General features: G+C 63.6%; 13 protein-coding genes. 6 read left to right on the top strand and 7 right to left on the bottom strand.

Annotation, left to right across the window (positions count from 1 at the left end; genetic code table 11):
• Positions 1 to 34: 34 nt before the first annotated feature.
• Positions 35 to 2,251, top strand: a complete 2,217-nt coding sequence (locus Q1V51_RS12805) for a TonB-dependent receptor (RefSeq protein WP_300556970.1) — start codon at positions 35 to 37, stop codon at positions 2,249 to 2,251.
• A 66-nt stretch (positions 2,252 to 2,317) separates the two neighbouring features.
• On the opposite strand, the gene Q1V51_RS12810 is transcribed toward Q1V51_RS12805, so the two are convergent.
• The 3 genes from Q1V51_RS12810 to Q1V51_RS12820 all read right to left on the bottom strand — a co-directional run bounded on the left by Q1V51_RS12810 (position 2,318) and on the right by Q1V51_RS12820 (position 10,376).
• Positions 2,318 to 4,444, bottom strand: a complete 2,127-nt coding sequence (locus Q1V51_RS12810; RefSeq protein WP_300556971.1) for an acylase — start codon at positions 4,442 to 4,444, stop codon at positions 2,318 to 2,320.
• A gap of 143 nt (positions 4,445 to 4,587) precedes the next feature.
• The gene (locus tag Q1V51_RS12815) at positions 4,588 to 7,827 is read right to left on the bottom strand and encodes an amidohydrolase family protein (RefSeq protein WP_300556972.1); all 3,240 of its coding nucleotides are present in this window, start codon (positions 7,825 to 7,827) and stop codon (positions 4,588 to 4,590) included.
• Between the two features lie 860 nt (positions 7,828 to 8,687).
• Positions 8,688 to 10,376 (bottom strand): SulP family inorganic anion transporter, encoded by a 1,689-nt coding sequence (locus tag Q1V51_RS12820; protein ID WP_300556973.1) that lies wholly within the window; start codon positions 10,374 to 10,376, stop codon positions 8,688 to 8,690.
• Positions 10,377 to 10,566: 190 nt separating this feature from the next.
• Between Q1V51_RS12820 and Q1V51_RS12825 the strand changes: the two genes are divergently transcribed.
• On the top strand, positions 10,567 to 12,096 hold the full coding sequence (locus Q1V51_RS12825; protein ID WP_300556974.1) for an exopolysaccharide biosynthesis polyprenyl glycosylphosphotransferase: 1,530 nt from the start codon (positions 10,567 to 10,569) through the stop codon (positions 12,094 to 12,096).
• 11 nt (positions 12,097 to 12,107) lie between these two features.
• Here Q1V51_RS12825 and Q1V51_RS12830 read toward each other — a convergent pair whose 3' ends face one another.
• A complete protein-coding gene (locus Q1V51_RS12830; protein ID WP_300556975.1) occupies positions 12,108 to 13,319 on the bottom strand; it encodes a hypothetical protein in 1,212 nt (403 codons plus the stop codon).
• A 62-nt stretch (positions 13,320 to 13,381) separates the two neighbouring features.
• A complete protein-coding gene (locus tag Q1V51_RS12835) occupies positions 13,382 to 14,467 on the bottom strand; it encodes a GNAT family N-acetyltransferase (protein ID WP_300556976.1) in 1,086 nt (361 codons plus the stop codon).
• A gap of 151 nt (positions 14,468 to 14,618) precedes the next feature.
• Here Q1V51_RS12835 and Q1V51_RS12840 point away from each other — a divergent pair, with 151 nt between their 5' ends.
• The 4 genes from Q1V51_RS12840 to Q1V51_RS12855 are packed head-to-tail and all read left to right on the top strand — an operon-like array spanning position 14,619 to position 18,677.
• Positions 14,619 to 16,073, top strand: coding sequence for a lipopolysaccharide biosynthesis protein (locus Q1V51_RS12840; RefSeq protein ID WP_300556977.1), 1,455 nt, complete (start codon positions 14,619 to 14,621; stop codon positions 16,071 to 16,073).
• Positions 16,073 to 17,011: a glycosyltransferase family 2 protein gene (locus Q1V51_RS12845; protein WP_300556978.1), complete on the top strand. Its 939-nt coding sequence runs from the start codon at positions 16,073 to 16,075 to the stop codon at positions 17,009 to 17,011. Before Q1V51_RS12840 ends, Q1V51_RS12845 begins: the two co-directional genes overlap by 1 nt.
• Positions 17,011 to 17,778 carry a polysaccharide deacetylase family protein gene (locus Q1V51_RS12850; RefSeq protein WP_300556979.1) on the top strand — a complete coding sequence of 256 codons (768 nt, stop codon included), beginning with the start codon at positions 17,011 to 17,013 and terminating at the stop codon, positions 17,776 to 17,778. The genes Q1V51_RS12845 and Q1V51_RS12850 overlap by 1 nt, the downstream gene beginning before the upstream one ends.
• A complete protein-coding gene (locus tag Q1V51_RS12855) occupies positions 17,775 to 18,677 on the top strand; it encodes a glycosyltransferase family 2 protein (protein WP_300556980.1) in 903 nt (300 codons plus the stop codon). The genes Q1V51_RS12850 and Q1V51_RS12855 overlap by 4 nt, the downstream gene beginning before the upstream one ends.
• Here the strand turns inward: Q1V51_RS12855 and Q1V51_RS12860 are convergent.
• On the bottom strand, positions 18,656 to 19,933 hold the full coding sequence (locus tag Q1V51_RS12860) for an O-antigen ligase (protein ID WP_300556981.1): 1,278 nt from the start codon (positions 19,931 to 19,933) through the stop codon (positions 18,656 to 18,658). The genes Q1V51_RS12855 and Q1V51_RS12860 overlap by 22 nt on opposite strands.
• Positions 19,930 to 20,550 carry a hypothetical protein gene (locus tag Q1V51_RS12865; protein WP_300556982.1) on the bottom strand — a complete coding sequence of 207 codons (621 nt, stop codon included), beginning with the start codon at positions 20,548 to 20,550 and terminating at the stop codon, positions 19,930 to 19,932. The genes Q1V51_RS12860 and Q1V51_RS12865 overlap by 4 nt, the downstream gene beginning before the upstream one ends.
• Positions 20,551 to 20,603 lie beyond the last annotated feature (53 nt).

Here is a 20,603-nt window from a genome sequence, read left to right on the forward strand (position 1 = left end):
CGTGTATCAAACGGTTGATCAGGATCCACTACACATGACGACCATCTCTACTGCCCGCGCCGCGCTGCTCGCCGGTACCGCTCTCGCCGCTGCTATCAGCACCGGCTTTTCTGCTCCGGCCATCGCGCAGGACGCTCAACTGGAAACCATCACCGTGACGACCAATCGTCGCGAGGAAAGCATCCAGGACGTTGCCGCGTCGGTGACCGCCGCATCCGGCGAAGCCATCGCACCGCTGTCTGAAGGCGGCGCTGATATCCGAGCCCTCGCCGCCCGCGTCCCGAGCCTCTACGCCGAAAGCTCCAACGGCCGTGTTGCGCCGCGCTTCTACATCCGCGGCCTCGGCAATACCGATTTCGATCTGGCCGCTTCCCAGCCGGTCTCCGTGATCATGGACGACATCGTCCAGGAAAACGTGATCCTGAAAAGCTTCCCGCTGTTCGATATCGAGCAGGTTGAAATCGCACGCGGCCCGCAGGGCACGCTATTCGGTCGCAACACCACCGCCGGTACGATCAAGTTCGACAGCGTTCGTCCGAGCGAAGAAACCGACGCCTATATCGCCGCAACGGCGGGTACGCTGGGCACGCTCAACGCTGAAGCAGCCCTCGGCGGCACGATTGTCGACGACCTGCTCACCGGCCGCGTCTCGATCATGACGCAGAACCGTGGCGACTGGATCGACAATGCCTTCACCGGTGAAGACGACGCCCTGGGCGGTCACCGCGAATGGGCCGGCCGTGCGCAGTTCATGTACACGCCGAGCGAAGATTTCGACGTCCTGTTCAATGTCCATGGCCGTTCCCTGGTCGGCACGTCGGCTGTCTTCCGCGCCAACATCCTGACCGCAGGCTCGAATGATCTGAACTCGAACTTCGTTCGTGACGAAGTCTATTTCGATGGCGGCTACAACAACCCGCAGAGCTATGACAGCTGGGGTACGAGCGCGACGGCCAATGTCTATTTCGACGACGGCATCACCCTCACCTCCATCACCGGTTATGAAACCGCTGAAGGCCGCTCCCTCGGCGATATCGATGGCGGCAACATGGTCTCCGGCCCGGGCTTCATCCCCTTCCCGTCCCAGACCCAGGACGGTCTCGATGATCTCGACCAATTCACCCAGGAATTCCGTCTGGCGTCTTCTGACGACCTGACCACGACCTGGCAGGTGGGTGCGTATTTCTTCGACAGCGAGTTTGACATCACCACGACGGATCCGGACGGCATCTTCCCGCCGACCACCACCGTGCGTCACTCCAACGAGCTGTGGGCCCTGTTCGGCCAGGTCAGCCACCAGGCCACTGAGCGCCTGCAGCTGTCCGGCGGCGTGCGCTATACCAGCGACGAAAAAGGCCTCGAGGTTGTCCAGGCTGTCTGGCCTGCCGGCGGTCCGGTTGAAGTGTCGGATGAAGAGTTCAGCTGGGACCTGTCCGCATATTACGACCTCGACGACAGCACGGCCCTGTTCGGCCGTGTCGCCCGCGGCTTCCGTGGCCCGTCGATCCAGGCGCGTGATGTCGCCTTCTTCAACCCGCCGTCCGTTGCCGACAGCGAAACCTCGATCTCCTACGAAGCCGGTATCAAGTCCGAGCCCTTCGGTGGTCGCGCCCGCATCAATGCAACGGCCTTCTACTACACCGTCTCCGATCTGCAGCTGTCCGCTGTCGGCGGCGCCGGCAATCTGGTCCAGCTGGTCAATGCCGACGAAGGCGAAGGCTATGGCTTCGAGATCGACAGTGAGTTCCTGGTCTCCGACAACCTGCTGATCACCGCAGGTGCAAGCTGGAACAAAACCGAGCTGAATGATGACGACCTGCTGGTCGGCATCTGTGCCCAGTGCACCGTCACCGATCCGCTCGTCAATGTCGGCGGTACCGATCGCGCCGCTGTGGACGGCAACCCCTTCCCGCAGGCTCCGGAATGGATCGTCTCCTTCACGGCCCGCTATTCCATCCCGGCCGCTGATGGCGGTGAGTGGTTTGCCTACACCGACTGGTTCTACCAGGGCGAGACCAACCTCTTCCTGTACGAGTCCCAGGAATTCAACTCCGACGGCAATTTCGAAGGCGGTCTGCGCCTCGGTTATGCCGGCGAGAATTCCGGCGGTTACCCGTTCGAAGCCGCCATCTTCGTGCGTAACATCACCGACGAGGAAAACCTCGTTGGCGGCATCGACTTCAACAACAATACCGGCTTCGTCAACGAGCCGCGCGTGTGGGGCCTGTCCTACCGCATGAGCCTGAACTAGTTCGGGTTCGACCACGAAGCGAAAGCCCCGGGCCAACAGGTCCGGGGCTTTTCTTTTGCCTGCAGTTCACTGCGCCGGCGCGGCCAGCTCCCAATCGATTTCCCGCCATTCTTCGCGCGCGAACAAAACCGCCTGATCGTCAAAGTGGGGTGAGCTTTCATCGATCGTGGCGGAGCCATATTGATGGATCGCCTGCGAGCGCATCTCGCCCTCCGCGCTCCATTCCACCGCCATGATGTAGGTGTCACCGGCGACACCGCGGATGCGACCGTCCGCGTCGAGCCCGTCATTCGCGCCATAGACCGCGCGCAACACGTCCGGCCCGCCGCCCAGCGGCATGTCGACATCACCGCGCACCATGCGATTGATCTCGCCCCACTCCGGATCGAGGCGGCCATGATGCTGCATCAGCTCGGCCGCCGCCGCCAAGAGCGCCTCGCGCGGGTCCATCAGCCAGGGGTCCTCGTGATGCCGGTTGCCTATGCAGCGCACCGCCGTGAGCACGCCGATGGCGGCGTGACGATTGGGGATGTCGGTCGAGAGATCCCAGTCACCGATCAGGCCCTGGGCCTCGGCCAGCAGCGGATCATCCGAGACATCCAGGGCCAGAACCTCGCGCATCAGCCGTCCGACGGCCGAGTTCTCCGAATAGGTCTTGTCGAACTTGATCTCCAGCAGCCGCTCGCGCGACAGCGAGGTTTCGGCCCGCAGTAATTCCAGCCCGCGATGACCACGATTGGTCATGCGCGGCTCGATGCCGAAGGTCGGCGAGAAATCGGCGGGGTCGATATTCTCCTCAACCACCGTCGCGTCAAAAACGGTCTGATTGGCCGACAACAGCCAACCGGCTTGTGGATTGATATAGGCCGGCAGCGTGCCGAACGGGTGATAGCCCTGCCAGATCAGCTCGGAGCGGTCGCCGGGCAGATACTGGCGCCAGTCATAACCCTCGACCCGGTCCGGCATCACCGCATTGTAGAGATAGGCGATATTGCCCTCGCGGTCGGCATAGATGGTGTTGAGCGAGGAGATCGCATCCATCTCCATGGCGCCAAGCCAGTCGGAGAGGTTTTGCGCCCGGTTCATGCGATACCATTGCTCGACCTGGCGTACCTCGTCCATGCCGGAATAGCGAATGGCATAGTCGCCGTGTTCGGTGCGTACGACCGGACCATGCTCGGACCACCACAGATCGCGCTCCACCGTCCAGCGGATCGAGCCGAACAGGCGCACATTGAGCCGCGCCGTGCCATGCTCGAGATCGCGCCATTCACCGTCGAGCAAATAGCGGTCGCCCTCGGTCTCCAGCACATAGATATCCGCGAGGTCGGGCAGGTTGACCGTGTGCGCCCAGCCCAGATCGGCATTATGACCATGCAGGATCAACGGTGCGCCGGGGAAGGTTCCGCCGGCCATGTCCCAGCCCTCCTGCGAGCGCAGCCGCGCCTCATACCAGGCCACCGGCCCCTCATAGGGCTGGTGCGAATTGATGATCAGGCGGGTGGCGCCATCGTCGGAAAAGCTCGGCGCAATGGCAAAGGCGTTGGACCCGAAGGGCAGGCGCTGGCCTTCCAGCCATTGAAACGCCGTATCGGTATCGGCCATGGAGATAGTGCGCTGGCGCTCATCCTCGAACAGTTCAGCCAGGTCACCATCAAGCCCGTACATGAAAGGCGTACGCAGGACAAAACCGGCGACGATATCCTCACCCGTCACCGGCAGGGCGCCGCCCCAGACGCGCATCGGGTTCTCCGCCGCATAAAGCGTGATCCCGGCCGCATAGGCCTCGAGAATGGCACGCGTTTCCTCGGTCAGATCGGAGGTGTAGCGCTCCGAGACCAGCTCGCGGATACGCAACAGGCGCACGATATAGTCGGTCGGCGCCGCATCGGGACCTTCAAACCGCGCCAGCTGGCCGCGCGCCGCGATCAGCGTGGTCTGGATCGTCTCCCAGTCATCGCTGGCATGGGCATAGCCCAGCCCGAAGGCGGTATCGGCATCGCGTTCACCCCAGATATGCGGCACGCCATATTCATCGCGGGTGATGGTGTGCCTGGCGTAAGGCGCAGCGGCCTCCTCGGCCGCTTCCAGGCTGATGCCCGGGCCGGGCCCGAGCGTGAATTTTGCCAGCCCAGCCAATACCAGCGCCAGCACCAAAACACCGGCAAATACCCAACGGTTCAATCCAATCACGAAAAGCCCTCCCCGGCCTGTTGCACAGGAGAGTTGCGGTGTTTTGGGCTGGAGGCAAGGCCGGCCCACTCGCATTGATGTGCAGCCCCAAAAAGAAAGGGCGCCGCAGCGGGCGCCCTTCCTCAATCAGATCAGCCCAAGGCCTATTCCCAGTAATACGCCTCGCGCGCTTCCTCGCCGGTGATGACTTCATTCATCGTCACCGGGTCATAGAGGCGGCCATTGAGCATCACATAGGCGATCTCGTCGGTCTGGTAGATGTCCTCGAGCGGGTTCTCGCGCAGCACGACGAGGTCGGCGAGCTTGCCTTCTTCCAGCGTGCCAATGTCATCGATGAAGCCGAGATGACGCGCCGGAGCGACGGTGGCCGTGGTCAGCACCTCGAGCGGGGTCATGCCGCCGCGGGCGAAGGACCACATCTCCCAGTGGGCGGCGAGGCCCTGCTGCTGGCCGTGGGCACCGATGGAGACATGGATGCCGCGCTGGGCCAGCTGGCGCGCCGAGGCGGCCGAATTGGCATCGGCGAAATTGCTCTCCGGTACCGTGGTGCGGCGCACGGTGGCGGGCAGCAGCACGTGCGGCGGCACGTGCTGGGACAGGATCGGATGCTCCCAGACATTCATCGCCTGGCGCCAGAACGGGTCACCGGCGAGACCGCCATAGGTCACCGTCAGCGTCGGGGTCAGCGCCACAGAGGTCTGCTCCCACATGCTCAGCACGTCCTCATAGAGCGTCGACACCGGAATGTTGTGCTCCATCGAGGTATTGCCATCGATGATCATGGACATGTCCATGTGATAGTTGGAGCCGCCTTCTGATGCGGTGATCAGATTGGCTTCCATCGCGGCATAGGTGACCTGCTGACGCTGTTCACGGCGCGGCTGGTTATAGTTCTTGATGCCGTGAGCACCCTGCGCCTGCAGGCGGAAGACGTGTTCACGGGCATCGGCCTCGCCATCGATCGCGGCATGGAAACCCGGAGCCCGGGCGCCATAGACGATCTCGCCGGTGGAATAGGTCCGCGGCTGCAACTGCACGCCGGCGCGCTGGTATTCGGCGGCCGGGAAGATCGATGCGGCCGAGCTGGACGGGTCGAAGATCGTGGTCACACCAAGCGCGAGATGCGCAAGGGTCGACCAGTTCTGCTGCGGGATAATGCCGTCGCTGGCCTGCGGGCCGTGGGCGTGGGCATCAATGAAGCCCGGCGTGATGGTGTGGCCGGACATGTCCGACACAACCGCGCCCTCGGGGATCTCGACAGAGCCGGCCTCGCCGATCGCAACAATGCGGTTGCCGTCGATGACGATGACGCCGTTTTCGATCACGCCGCCATCTTCACCGGCCATGGTGATGAGACGGGCACCGGTGATCGCCACCATGCCGTCAGGGCGATCGGTCTCGATCGTCATGGCCAGGGAGATACCCTCGCCCGGCTCCGGCGGCGTATAGGCTTCCGCCTCGTCATCGCCCGGATTGGGGCGGATCTGGTCGATCGTGGCCGAGAACAGCTCGGCCCCCATGGTCCAGTTGACGCGATTGCCGTCTTCCGACCAGTGAATGTCCGTGCCGCCATTGCCCGACAGCTCCACCACCGGCAGCGCGCCGGTATTATTGGAGACCGACAGGTTTTGCGGGCCGACCGGCATCGGCATGACCCAGGCGTCGTAGTTTTCGCGGAAGGCGAGATGACGCTCATCCGGGGAAACATGGAACTCACCCGTCATGCCGCCATTGGCATGCACGCGCTCGTCAAATCCATCCAGATTGACCGAGTAGAGCTCCAGGCCCGGCGCGCGCCGCGTCAGGAAGATGCGGTCATTGGAGGCACCGAAATGCGGGTTGGAACCGCTATCGGCCACTTCACGCATCTCGCCACCGCGGGCGGAGACCGTGAAGATACCGGTGCTCTCAGACCATTCATTCGAGGTCAGGAAACCGCCGCCGTCTTTTTCAAACACAACCGTATTGCCATCCGGCGAGAAGCGCGGGCGACGATAAATGCCCGGCTCACGGGTCAGCGTGCGCTCGCCACGGCCGGCGGCCGTGACGGTGCGGATCGAACCGAGCTCGGCATCATCCCAGGTGGCGAAGACGATGCGGCTGCCATCGCGGCTCCAGGAGGCGAACAGTTCGCGGCGATCGGAGCTGTCGCGGGTCAGCCGGCGCGGCTCGCCACCATCGGTGTCCATGATGTAGAGCTTGCCGAGGTTCTCAAACACGACTTGGCTGCCATCCGGAGACACCGAGGTGAAGCGCGGCATGCGCGTCTCGAACGTGTCCGGCGCGACCGGCACCGCCGGGCGGACCGGGTCGATCACCTCGCGCGTATCGTTCACTTCGAACGGGATCGGGGTGACTTCCTCGGTCTCGATATCGATGCGGTGGATACCGCCGCCGGACCAGAACACGATGGAGCCGCTGTCCGGCGTCCAGTCCATGTTCGGATACATGCCGACAACACCCCAGGTTTCCTGGTTGTCGCGGTCCAGATTGTCATAGATGCGGCGGGTCTCACCGGACTGAAGGTCCTTGATGTAGAGACCGGACTGCATGTGAACCCGGCGCACGAAGGCGATATAGCGCCCGTCCGGAGACGGCGCAGCGCGCACCGCACCACCGGCCCCGTCGACGGCGGTATCGATCTCGCCGGTCTGCATGTCATAGCGGCGGATATTGAACAGATCGCCGTTGGAATCGTCCGCATAGGTGAAGCTATTCCCCGGGCTCACGGCGCGGGTATAATAGATATAGCGGCCATCGGGCGAGAAAATCGGCTCGCCCTGTTCCTTCTGGTATTGCGGGTTCGGGCGTTCCACCAGCGCGGAACCGCTCCCGCCGAGCACGTGGTAGAGCCAGATCTCGCCGGTACCGGCCGAGCGCGAGGTGGTGAAGTGCTTGCGCGCGGCGATATAGCGGCCATCCGGCGACCAGGTCGGGTTGTTCAGAAGGCGGAAGTTTTCCTGCGTCACCTGGCGGGCATTCTCGCCATCCACGTCCATGACCCAGATATTATCCCCACCCCCGCGATCCGAGGTGAAGGCGATCTGGGAGCCGTCCGGAGAAAAACGCGGCTGGATTTCCCAGGCCAGGCCGGAGGCGATATTGGTCGCTTCGCCACCGCTGATCGGCATGGTGTAGATGTCGCCCATGAGGTCGAAAGCGATGGTCTGCCCGTCCGGGCTGACATCGACCGACATCCAGGTGCCTTCGGTGACGTTGAAATCGATTTCCCGCGTTTCCATCGGCGGGTTGGACACATCCCAACCTTCCGGCGCCGCCTCTTCTGCTTCCGTCTCGGCTTCCACGTCGGCTTCCTGGAAGGCCCAGCCCGGTGCGGATGCCAGAATCGTAGACGCTGTCAGCGCCGCAATAAATCGTTTCATGGTGCTCCCCTCGCAATGCGATGTTCTCATTGCCGCCCAAACTAGTGCGCATCGCGAAAGAGGCCAAACTAATCATTCGGTGGGCACGGCTTTGTTATCGCGCGGGCGCTCTTTATTGTTATGTTATATCGTTTTTTTCCTGGTGGCACTTTCCCCGACTTCATGTCGGGGTCTGGCGTTATCCCGGCGTGGATGACTCTGGGCGCTTACGGTTCCAAGAGTCATCGACGGATTTGCGGTCACCAGGCCCCGGAACAAGTCCGGGGGAAAATGGGGCAGGATATCAACACATACCCCCCTCATCCCGGGCTTGATCCGGAACCTAGAGAGGTCACGCTCAACGTCATCGGGGTCCCGGATCAAGTCCGGGATGAGGGAAAACTAATCCTCGGCCCCTGAAGCTCGGCGATAATCCCCCCCAGCTCCCGGGATGAGAGGCGATGTGCACGTCGACATCGCCCGGGGGCCAGCGGAGCCTGTCCGCGGTGGGTGCGGTGACGCGCGCTCACCTCCGGCAGGGCGTCGGGGAACGTCGCAGCGGCACTAAACGAACGACCGCTTCTACGTCCCCGGTTGGACACGGTCCGGAGACGGTCCGGGAAAGCTCCGTGTGCGGGATGCCAGTCATGCCACACAACTACACAACAGATACCGGCGCGGCCGGCATTCCGCACGTCCTCTCCTCTTGGAGGGCTTCAGGCCCTCCGAGCGAGACCCCTTGTCTGGATGGTTGCGGAATGGAGATTTTCAATGAAACGCCATCGCTGGATGAACCCCACGGCGCGTGAGCCGACGCGGGGCTGATCCACCAACTCGCCCCTCTTCCTGACGCAAGTCAGGATGAGGGGTTTTGAGTGCCCCTAATGCCCGCTGCCCATGCGGCCGAGGCGCACGCCGTAATCCACGGACACGCCATAGACCGGGTCATCATCGCTATCGATAACGAGCTGGCCCGCCTTGGACAGGAGCGCGTGGCAATCACGGCTGAGATGGCGCAGTTCGACCTGTTTGCCGGCCTTTGCGTATTTCGCCGCCAGGTCCTCGATTGCCTGTAGCGCAGACTGATCGACCACGCGGCTGTCGGCGAAGTCGATGATGACGCGGTCCGGGTCTGCTTCGATGTCGAAAATATCCATGAAGCCCTCGATGGAGCCGAAGAAAAGCGGGCCATCGACACGATAGATTTTCTCGCCGTTCTCGCCCTCGTCCTCACGCGCATGGATGTGCGAGGCAGCTTTCCAGGCATAGACCAGCGCCGAGACGATCACGCCGACGATCACCGCGATGGCAAGGTCATGGGCCACGGTCACGCCGGTCACTAGGACGATGACGAAGGCATCCGATCGCGGGATGCGGCGCATGATCATGAAGGTCTGCCATGCGAAGGTGCCGATGACGACCATGAACATCACGCCGACCAGGGCCGCGAGCGGGATACGCTCGATCAGCGGCGAGGCGAACAGGATAAATCCGAGCAGGAAAAGCGCTGCAGCAATGCCGGACAGGCGCAGGCGTCCGCCCGATTTCACATTGATCATCGACTGGCCGATCATCGCACAACCGCCCATGCCGCCGAAGAAACCGGTGACCAGATTGGCCGCACCCTGGGCCACACATTCCTGCGAGGCGCCGCCCTTGCGACCGGTAATCTCGCCCACGAGGTTGAGGGTCAACAGGCTCTCGATCAGGCCGATGGCAGCCAGGATCAGGGCATAGGGCAGGATGATGGTGAAGGTTTCCCAATTGAGCGGCGCCAGCGCATCGCCGAACGGGCCGACACCCTCACCAAAGGGCACGTGGAATTGCGGCAGCCCGCCTTCGATCGAAGCCAGGTCACCGACGGTGGGGACGTTGAGGCCGAGCGCAATGACGATGCCGGCGACGACGACAATGCCCATTAGCGGCGCCGGGATGGCCTTGGTGAGCTTCGGGGTCAGCCAGATCACCGCCATGGTCAGGATGACAAGGCCAAGCATCATGGAAAGCTCGGGCATGGGCAGCCAGCTGGCGTCGGCCAGGCCGGGACCATGACCGCCCGCAGCATCTGCGCCGGCATCGGCTTCGGAACCGGGAACCTGGAACAGCTTCAATTGCGCCAGACCGATGACGATGGCGAGGCCATTGACGAAACCGAGCATAACCGGGTGCGGCACCATGCGGATGAACTTGCCAAGCCGGAAGATGCCGGCCCCGATCTGGATCAGGCCCATCAGGATGACGGTGGCGAAAAGGTATTCGATGCCGTGCTCATAGACGAGGTGCACCATGACCACCGCAAGCGCACCGGTCGCGCCCGAAATCATGCCCCGTCGGCCACCGAAAACCGCCGTAATCAGGCCCACGATAAACGCGGCATAAAGACCAACCAGCGGCGGCACGCCGGCCACAAAGGCAAAGGCTACGGCCTCGGGAACCAGCGCCAGCGCCACCGTCAGACCGGCCAGGACCTCGATGCGGACCTGGGAGACGGTCAGCGGCGGCAGCTCACCGCGATTGCGGATAGAGGCGGAAAAGCGTTCGGCGAACGCAGCGAGCGAGTTTTGCAGCATGGTCTTGTCCCGTTTTTGGTGCAGCGCACCAAGTCAAGCCGCCCCCGTTAAGCTGATATGGTCTTTAAAGCCACCCCCGTTGTCCGATAGCCGGCATCAGAAAAAGCGCCAGAAACGCCTTGTTAACCACGCTTTTCAACGGATTATCAGCCTGATTGTGGGAGGCTGTGCGGTAGAGGGAGATTATCCGATGACGTTTTTCCCAGCCCCGGCCGCCCCGAGCGGACCTGCGAATGACTGCTCCGAAACGCCGGTGCGCCAGGAGCGCGACACCGCCGCCTTGGCGCGTGCGCACCTCAAGGCCAAGACGCGGGCCCCGTCAAACCGGGTCAATCGCCGCGCCGCCGGCCGGACCTTCCAGATCATTGATACGGCAGCCATCCTGGCCCTTGCCGGTTTTTCAGCCATGATGGTCAGCCAGGGCCGCCTGGCCGCAACGCCGCTGGTCGACCTTCTGCCTCTCATCGCCCTTGCTGCCGTCGCCTTGATCGCTCTGCCCCTGGCCGGCGTCTACCGCATCGAACCGCGCCGCCCCCTCGCCCTGCAAATCCTGCGCGCTGTGAGCGCCACAGGCCTGGCTGGTATTGCCGGGGTGGCCACAGCCCTGGCTACAAGCCCGGCATCTGCGGACCTGCATGCCCTCATTGCCGTTGTTCTGACAGTCGCCTTGTTTGCGCTGCAGATGATCTATGCCGGCATCGTCAATCACTGGGCCCGGGCCGGCCGTCTGGCCCGCAATGTCATCCTTGTCGGCGCCACGCACAATGCGCGCCATCTGATCGCGGCCAATTCCGGTTCCGGCTATGTCAATGTTGTCGGCGTGTTCGATGATCGCCAGACCCGCTCGCCCTCATTGCTGGCCGGCGCACCCTATCTGGGCACCACCGATGACTTGTTCAACTGGCCGCTCCTGCACGAGGTCGACCGCATTATCCTGACCGTCTCCGCCAAGGCGGAGGAGCGCGTGCAGCACCTTCTGGAAAAGCTCCGCGCCCTGCCCCAGCCGGTCATCCTGCTGCTCGACATCAACGGCTTCAGCCCGGTCGAAACCAGTCTTGATGACCTGGTCGGCGTTCATGCTGCCCGTATGAGCGGCAGCGAGGAGCAGCTTGGCCGGCAAATCTCCAAGCGCGTGCAGGACGTGGTGTTCGGCTCCATCCTGACGCTGGCTGCTCTGCCGTTCATGGCGGTGATCGCTGTGGCGGTGAAACTGACCAGCCCCGGTCCGGCCCTGTTCCGGCAAACCCGCGAAGGTTTCCACGGCCGCCCGATCACGGTCTTCAAATTCCGCACCATGCGGCATGATCCGCAAGCGGACAGCAAGGGCGTGCGCCAGGTCGAACTCAATGATCCGCGGGTCACCTCGATTGGTGGTTTCCTGCGCAAGACCAGTCTCGATGAACTGCCGCAGCTCTTCAACGTGCTGATCGGCACCATGTCGCTGGTCGGTCCGCGTCCGCACGCCCCCGGCATGCGCACCGGTGGGACCGAGACGTCAAAGCTGGTGGCGGAATACGCGCATCGCTATCGCGTCAAGCCGGGCATTACCGGCTGGGCCCAGATCAATGGGTCCCGCGGCCCGCTGCATTCCCCCGAAGCGGCCCGCGAGCGGGTCCGGCTCGACGTGGAGTATATTTCCCGCGCCGGTTTCTGGCTCGATATGTGGATCATGCTGCGCACCGTACCGGCACTGCTGGGCGACAAGATCAACCTCCGCTAGCCGCGGCCGGGTCAGTTCGGTGCCTTGACCCCGCGCTGACCGGCGTCCTCGCGATTGCGCACGCGCCGCAGCACCGGGTGCAGCCAGCAGGCAAGGGCCGGTGCCGGATCACGCCAGCTGAACACCAGGTCGACATTCGACCGGATCAGTCCACGCAGCAGGCGCAGTGCTCCGGTGATGCTCTCGCCCAGACTGGCCCCGTTTCGCATCCGCCAGACCCAGCCGGAGAAATCCCCCTTAGCCCAGTGATAGCGAACCCCCGTACGCGCCTTCGTCCACGGGTCCTCGGCCAGCGCGATATCCCGGCCCATCATCAGCTCGAACAGGACGCTGGCGATATCTGATCCGGCCGCCTCGGCACCGGCGATATTGGCCCCCAGACGCGGATTGATTTCCAGGAAGGAGGTCTCGTCGCTGTCGTGCGCCGTCATAAACTGGGCGCACCCGACACCGGTATAGTCGAGCGCCTCGACAAGCGCCTCGGTGTGCTCGACCAAGTCCGGTCGCGGTGTGATCGAAATGCCCTCCACGGCATAGCCGGAACCGTCGGCCCGGTCGGTGCGTTCAATTTCGATGGCACAGGCGGTCAGGATGTCCCCGCCCCAGGCGACGAAATAATGGTTGATCCGGTTGCCATTGAGCCGGCGTTGCACCAACAGGTGAGCATGCTCACCCGGCCAGGCCGGGAAAAGGTCGGCGAGCTCCGCCGGCGTATTCAGCGTGATCACCTTCTGGCCGAAAATGAACTGCCCCTCCCCGGTCGGCTTGACCACGAGGGGGTAGCCGAGGCTTTCGCAGGCGCGGCGCAACTGGCTCAGATTGGCGACCGGGAGAAAATCGGCCAACGGCACGTTTTCCTGCCGGCACAGCTCGGCCATGCGGGTCTTGGAGACACAGCGGGCAATGACATCCGGGTCCGGCGACATGACCGTGACGGATTTGGGCAAGGCAGCGCGATAACCCGCCAGCAGACGTGTGGCGCGGTCGGTCACCGGCACTATGACGTCGAATCCATAGTCCTCGCAATATTCCGCGATGGTCCGGATGCACAGGGATTCATTGGAGAAGTCGGGAATCGCCAGACTGCCGGCAACGCTGTTGGAACGCTCGAAATAGTCGCAATAACCGTTATGGCCGGCCCAGATTTCATGCCCCTGGCGATGCAGTGTACGCGCCAGGGCGAAGGATGGACGATGATTCCCGATTAGGAACAGTTTGGCCACGATGTCTCCCCTTTTGCGGAAGGCGTCGCAAGCCGTGGACCATTGCCTGGGACCGGGCCGGGCTAGAGCGCGTAAAAACCGGCCATTTCGTCAATTCGTCTCAGGGCCTTGCCGGGCCAGCGGGCCGAGGGCACCGGGAGGCGTTCAAGCCGCTCCACCCACCCGTCCACGCTGCGGTGGATACGATTGCAAATCGGCGACGGGGCCAGGAAGCCCGATGCGAGACCCGTTTGATAACTGGCCAGCTCCTGCTTGAAGCCATAATCGCCAGGTCCAAGCTCAACGGAGGCCAGGCCGAGGTCGGCGGCCATGCGGATGAATTCCTCGAGCATTAAAAGACCAGGGCTGATCCGTGAAAAATCGGCGTGGTAGGCCGGGAACCAGAAATGCGCCATGCGGTCGCTGACCATGCCGAGATGCACCGCTGCCAGGCGATTATCGACGGTCAGTGTCGACAACACGCCGCTGAAGCGAGGCGATTGCCGTTTCAGCACCGCGGCCAGGAGCTTTTGCGTCCACCCGACCCGGAAGGCATCGAACACGCCGGTTCGGCGGTATTGCGCACTCTTCCATTCCAGCAAGGTGGCAAAGGCCTCAGGACGCGGGTCGGCAAGCCGCACAGTATACCCAGCCTCGAAACGCTCCAGACGCCGGCGCCGCATGTCCAGATTCTTGATCACCTTGGGCACAATCTCGCGCCGGTTGGCCCTCCAAGCTGCGAACCCCTCACTGGTATCGACTTGCCAGGAGCCGTCGCGGACCCGGGCATTGGCGGAGAACCCCGATTGGGCGGCCAACGCACTCTTGAACTCGAACAGGGAAATCCCGGCCTGTGAGATCAGCGCGGTTGGGGCCAGCCCATAGCCGGGTTCGGTGATCACACCATGGACATCCCCGAGCGGGCCACCGATGGGGCGGGCAATTCCGAGGCGCCCGGTCTGTAGCGGCAGAAAGGCCTTGATCGCTCCCTTCCGGCGATGGATGACAACCCGCGTATCGGCCCGGGCTTCTTCGCAGCATTCGGCAAATTCAGGCGCAAAATATGGACTTCCGAGCAATGGATCCGCCGCGACGAAAGCCTGCCAAGCCTCGCGTTCTGCAGCCGTCAACTCGCTCGGCCGCTTCAGCTGTGTCTCGCCCTGGTTCATCCTGAGACGCCCGGTTCGGCCGCTCCCCACTCAACTGCATGAGAAGACTATTGCAATCGCCTTAGCAGGCAGTGAATACGCTGTCTCATCCCTCCCCTGCCAATCGGCACCGGATTTGCAATCTTCCCCTCTGAGGCGAGCGGAGCGTGCCATGCTTGGACGACATCTTCTGGGGTATCTGCCGGTGCAACTGGCACAGGCCATTGTGGGCTTCGGCTCCGTGGCTGTGTTCACGCGGCTGATGTCAGCGGAGGACTATGGTGTCTATGCGCTCGCCATTGCCTCTCTGGCCCTGATTCACATCCTTGGCTTCACCTGGCTGGAAGCCGCTGTCGCACGCTATCACGCCCGGGCAGAGATGCGCGGACGGTTGCGCGATCACCTGGCGACGGCCTATGCCCTTTACGCCGGTGCCGCCGTCATCGGCGTTCTGGCAATCGGCACGGCGCTCACGCTGCTCCCGCTCGACATCAAGCTGAAAAGCGCCTTCGCCTTCGCTGCTGTTTCGCTGCTGCTGCGTGCCCTGTTGCAGATCGGTCTGGAGACGCATCGGGCGCAGGGCGATATCGGCCGCTATTCCGCAATCGAAGCCAGCTTTCTCATGGCCGGTTTCATGCTTGGCGTCGGCCTCCTGATCACAACCGACCTGGGTGCCGGCGGTATTTTCCTGGGCACCGCGATTGCCGCTGGCCTAGCGCTGCTCGTTGATCTGCCGGTAATGCTGCGCCGGACGCGCGGTGGCCGTCGGCAGACGGTACGCGCGCAGACCTATGGCCGCTATGGCGCCGCCATTTCTGTCTCGCTGGTGTTTGAACACCTTTTGTCGATCGGCGACCGTTTCCTGATCGCCGCCTTTCTCGGCTCCGGAGCTGTCGGCATGTATGCGGCCGGCTACGGTCTCGCGGATCGCTTGCTGGACATCATTTTCATCTGGTTCGGCACCGCCATCTGGCCGCTGACCATCCGCGCCCTTGAAAGCGAAGGCGAAGCCGCCGCCAAGGACATGGCGCACAAGGCAGCTGGCATGATGGCCCTGATCGCCTTCCCGGCGGCCGCCGGGCTGGCTCTCGTTGCCGAACCTCTGACGACCCTGATCATCGGCGAAAGCGTCCGTGCACAGGCCGCGACCATCCTGCCCTGGATCGCCTTTTCCGGGCTGATCAACGGCATGATGACCTATTATTTCCACGAGGCCTTTACGTTGAAACGAAAGACCGGCGTGATGGCGCTTTTGATGGCTGGAGCCGCGGTTCTCAATCTGGGTCTCAACCTGGTCCTGATCCCGCATTTCGGCATTACCGGCGCCGCTGCCGCGACGGTCATCGCCTACGCATTGGCCCTGGTCGCCTGCGCCATTATCGGTCGTCGCCATTTTGTCCTGCCGCTGCCGTGGAATGACTGGATCAAGGCGGCCAGCGCCACCTTCGTGATGGCGGCTGCCGTTATCAACCTGCCCTCCACGGGCGTGTCCTGGGTGGACCTGCTGGCACAGGCCAGCGCTGGCGGCGTGGTGTATGCGGCCCTCGCCCTTGCCTTCAATATCGCCGGCTGCCGCAGCTGGCTCGCCACCTTGCGCCCAACGCGTCAAACCATCGAGGTCCAGTAATGCGAGAACTTGCGACTTTCACGACCACGACCAATGCCGCAGCCAATCGCAGTGCGGGTGCACGCCTGTCGATCCTCATCCCCTTCTACAAGGATGATCCGACGCGCCTGATGACGTCCCTGAACACGCTGATCGGGGCGCGTTGCGAGTTTGAAATCCTGCTGCTCGATGATGGCTGTCCGAACATGGATCTCAACAACGCTGTCGCCCGTACACTGCGCGCCATGGTGACACCCGCCCGCTTGATCTCGATGGCGGAGAATGTCGGCCGGGCCGAGGGCCGCAATCTGCTCGCTCGCGAGGCCCGCGGCGACTGGCTGCTTTATCTTGATGCCGATATGCAGCCCTGTGACGACGCCTTCCTCACCGCCTATCTCGAGCGCATCGAGGATGGCGGGTTCGACGCCGCTTTCGGTGGCTATGTCGTCCCAGAAAGCGCCGAAGCCGAGCACGCCCTGCACGCCGCGCTGTCCCGCTCCAGCGACCACAGCGATGCCAGCCTGCGCAGTGAGATTGGTGCGACAGCCTTTTGCTCCAGCAACCTCCTGGTCCGCCGCTCGGTCATGATCGATGTGCCGTTTGATAGCGGTTTCACCGGTTGGGGCTGGGAAGATATCGACTGGGCTGTCCGCGCCGGGGCAGCCTTCCGGCTCATTCATCTCGACAATGCCGCGCGCCATGACGGGCTTCAGCCCGCCGAGGCCCTGTTGTCCAAATTCCGGCAGGGCGCGGTCAATTACGCGCGTCTCTTGGACAAGCACCCGGAGCTGGAAACGTTGCCGGGGGCGAAGGCTGCTCGCGCCCTTGGCGCCATTCCGTTTCAGTCCGCGCTGCGCGGGCTCTGGTCCCGCCTGGTGAAGAGCCGGAAAGCCCCGATGCGTGTGCGCACCCTGGCGCTGAAACTCTGGCGCGCCAGCTGGACTGCGGAGGCCATTTGATGAACGCTCCATACAGCCCGTCGAGCTTTTCTGCCCGCATTACCCGCCAGGTTGCCCGTTTCGCGGCGCGCCGGCCACTGCCGATCCATCCCGACCACGCCATCGTCTCCTTCAGCTTCGATGACTTTCCAAAATCCGCCGCAACTCTGGGGGCGCCGGCCCTGGAGCAGCGCGGCTGGCGCGGCACCTATTACGCCAGCGCGGGCCTGGCCGGTACGACGAACCATCATGGTGAGCAGTTCGATGCCGGTGACATTGTCGATCTGAACGCCCGCGGTCATGAGATCGGCTGCCACACGTTTGAACATGTCGACTGTGCCCAGGCCGACGTCGATACGGTGATGGATAGCCTCGATCGCAATGCCAATGCGCTTCGGCGCATGGGGTTGAGCGAACCGCTGAGCAGTTTTGCCTTTCCTTACGGAGAAGCCAGCCTCGAGGCCAAGCGGGCCCTGTCGAGCCGTTTTGCCTCCATGCGGGGTGTGCGGGCGGAGATCAATCGTGGAACCGGTGACCTCAACCTGCTGCGCGCTGTCGCACTGGATGGTGGGGACGCCGGTATCGAACGGGCCATCGAGGCCGCGAATAGCCTGATCCAGGCGCCGGGCTGGCTCATCTACTACGCCCATGACATCCAGGAACAGCCCAGCGAATGGGGCTGCACGCCTGAGCAATTCGACCGGGTTTGCCACGCGGTTGAGGCCAGCGGAGCACGTGTCATGACCGTACGTGACGCCCTCAAAAGCCTGCTGGAGGACCAGACATGAGCCTTGCTGTCATCATTCCAACCTACCGCCGGCCCGGCGGACTGAGGGCTGCGATTGAAAGCGTTCTGCGCCAGAGCCGGACGGCGGACGAAATCATCGTCGTCGACAATGCGCCAGAAGGCTGTGCCAAGGACACGGTTGAGGATTTCCGCGATCCAGCCATCGCCTACATCCATGTTCCCGAACCGGGGGTCGCCAATGCGCGCAATGCCGGTCTTACCGCGACCGACGCGCGCTATATCGCCTTCCTCGATGATGACGAGATTGCCTCGGAGCACTGGCTTGCAGCCTTGTCCAACACTCAAGCGGCGCTCGATGTTGCCGTGGTCTTCGGGCCTCTTCAGGCTCGCGCCCAGGCCGACGGCCGGCTACGGCAGCACTTGCTCAACCGGCTCTACTCACGTCCGGGTCCCGAAGAGGACCAGCGTTTGGACAAGCCCTATGGGTGCGGCAATTCCCTGATCGATCGCGAGGCCGTCCAGATTGGTGCGCGTCCCTTCGACACAGCGCTGAACGAAACCGGCGGCGAAGACGATGCCTTCTTCGCGATGCTGGAGGATCAAGGCGCACGTTTCGGCTGGGCCAGCCAGGCCCATGCTGTGGAATGCGTCGATCCGAAGCGGTCCAGCTGGGACTATATGTTGTCTCGCAGCTTCGCCTTTGGTCAGGGTCCGAGCCAGACCTGCGCCCATGGCCCCCGCCCGGACTGGCTGGGTGTGGCCCGCTGGATGGCGATCGGTGTTGTGCAACTGGCCGTGTTTGCGCCGCTGGCCGTGCTGGTCAGCGTCGTCAATGCGCGCCAGGGCGCCAGCCTGATCGATCGCACCGCCCAGGCGGCTGGCAAGGTCTGCTGGTTCGACCGGTTCTCGCCGCGCTTTTACGGTCGAGCTGCCGGGTAGTTTCGGGGCCGCGTCAGAGCAGCTGCCGTTACAACGAACAGCACCCAGCTCAGACCATTCTGTTCCATCAGATTGCTCTCGGAAATCGAGACCACGCCGAACATGGCCAGGAAAGGCAAGGCCCAATAGGCTTCGCCGCCCGTGAACATGCGTCCCAGGGCGCGCGTCACGGCGCGCAGATAGACCAGCGCCATCAGGATGACGCCCGGCAGGCCAATCGCCAGGGCGGTCTCGATCCAGCCATTATGCGCGGTCGGCACATCCCAGGAGGTTTCCTGGCGAACCCAGAAAACCGGTCCGTTATCGGCCGCCCAGAAGGCATTATAGCCATAGCCCGTCCACGGCGCCGCCTGAACCTCGCGGATCAGGGCGGCCCAGATCTCCGTCCGTCCGGTCAGGGTGGCGTCGCGACCCAGGAGTTCAAGCATATCCAGCGGGGCGATCAGCAGGATCAGCACGGCCAGGGCAAAACCGCAGACCGCCAGGGTTAGGCACATGACAGCAAAACCGAAGCCCTGCCGGCAAAACCCGACAAGCGCCACGAGACCGCAACCGAGCGCCCAGGCCAGCAGCGCGGTCTTGGAGGTCGAAAGAACCACCAAAGCACTGCACAGCACCGCGGCCCCCGCCCAGATCCAGGCGCGACGCGGATCATTATTCAGTGCCGCCAGGGTGGCGACCGTGCCCCAGGCCATCATGGCCCCGAGCGTATTCTTCTCCCACCAGACACCTTTCCAGGCCCCGGCATGGACGGCCTGGTCGACCCCCAGGGACGGCATCACAACCGCCATCAGGGTCGAAGCGACAGCGAGGCTGGCAAAGACCGAGGCAATCAGGGTGATCAGCGTCGCCCAGTCCCAGCGCGAGGCAAGCCACAGACCGAAGAGCGTGGTCATAAACAGGGCAAAGCCGCGGCGCAGGGACACGTCCGGCGCGACAGACCAGACGACCGATAACAGGGTCAGACCCGCCAAAGTCAAAATCGCCGGTGAGCGCAGCAAGGCCCCCATTGTGCGGCCCGGGTGCAGCACCATGAAAACCAGGGTGATGGCGTAAACCGGCAACCAGATCAGGCGCAGCACCACCGAGCTTTCAGGATCGGCCGGATCGGCGAAAAGCGGGCCGACCAAACCCTGCGAGAACAGGAACAGGGCGAGGAAGGCGCCGGCGCGTTCGATAACGCCGCCGAGCGGGAAGGCCGGGGCTTGGCGCAGCGCCTCGATAAAGGGCGGATGGATAATGACCGCGCGGCTCATGCCGCCTGCCCGGCCTCGGCGGCGCGGTTGACGATGACGCCGGCGACGACACCGCCAGCGGCCTCAATCGCCTCACGGCGGGCCATCAGGCCGGTCGAGTCGTGCTGGCGCGCATCCGCCACAAGGATCACACCGTCGACATCCGGCGCCAGCACAAGCGGCGCCCGGGATTGCCCCGGCGCGTCGATAATCGCCAGGTCGATGGCCTCACGCAGCGCCTTCCAGTAGTCCGGCATGGCGCTCAAACGGGCCTGTAAACGGGTTTCCGGAGCGGTCTGGATTTCGCTGACGAAAAGCTGGCGCTGTGCCGACTCCCGCATCACAAGGCGCGAACCGGCACCAAGCTGCCAGGGCGTCGGCCTGCCAAAACCGGCATCAAAGGCCTGCCCCCGGACGCGTGTCGCACGGGCCTGGGCCGTGTCGGTGAAATCGAGATCAAAGAGCCAGACACCCCGCGCCGTGCGCTGGGCACAGAGCCGAGCCAGTTCGCGGGCAACGGTCGAGGCGCCCGCACCGCGTGATCCGCCCATCACCATGAGGACGCGACCGACCCCGCCCGGACGGGCGATCGGCTCGAACTGGTCGACCAGTCCGGCAAGTTCGGAAGCGAGGTTCATCAGACGTCCACGCGCGCGATTCGTAACAACCGGTCCAAACTGCCCAATACGTG

Origin of the sequence: Maricaulis sp. (genome assembly GCF_030149235.1) — a bacterium.
Classification (GTDB): Bacteria; Pseudomonadota; Alphaproteobacteria; order Caulobacterales; family Maricaulaceae; genus Maricaulis.

Coding starts and splice junctions, on each gene's coding strand:
- Q1V51_RS12805 (WP_300556970.1), top strand. CDS start 35: ATGACGACCATCTCTACTGCCCGCGCCGCGCTGCTCGCCGGTACCGCT.
- Q1V51_RS12815 (WP_300556972.1), bottom strand. CDS start 7,827: ATGAAACGATTTATTGCGGCGCTGACAGCGTCTACGATTCTGGCATCC.
- Q1V51_RS12820 (WP_300556973.1), bottom strand. CDS start 10,376: ATGCTGCAAAACTCGCTCGCTGCGTTCGCCGAACGCTTTTCCGCCTCT.
- Q1V51_RS12825 (WP_300556974.1), top strand. CDS start 10,567: ATGACGTTTTTCCCAGCCCCGGCCGCCCCGAGCGGACCTGCGAATGAC.
- Q1V51_RS12835 (WP_300556976.1), bottom strand. CDS start 14,467: ATGAACCAGGGCGAGACACAGCTGAAGCGGCCGAGCGAGTTGACGGCT.
- Q1V51_RS12840 (WP_300556977.1), top strand. CDS start 14,619: ATGCTTGGACGACATCTTCTGGGGTATCTGCCGGTGCAACTGGCACAG.
- Q1V51_RS12845 (WP_300556978.1), top strand. CDS start 16,073: ATGCGAGAACTTGCGACTTTCACGACCACGACCAATGCCGCAGCCAAT.
- Q1V51_RS12850 (WP_300556979.1), top strand. CDS start 17,011: ATGAACGCTCCATACAGCCCGTCGAGCTTTTCTGCCCGCATTACCCGC.
- Q1V51_RS12855 (WP_300556980.1), top strand. CDS start 17,775: ATGAGCCTTGCTGTCATCATTCCAACCTACCGCCGGCCCGGCGGACTG.
- Q1V51_RS12860 (WP_300556981.1), bottom strand. CDS start 19,933: ATGAGCCGCGCGGTCATTATCCATCCGCCCTTTATCGAGGCGCTGCGC.
- Q1V51_RS12865 (WP_300556982.1), bottom strand. CDS start 20,550: ATGAACCTCGCTTCCGAACTTGCCGGACTGGTCGACCAGTTCGAGCCG.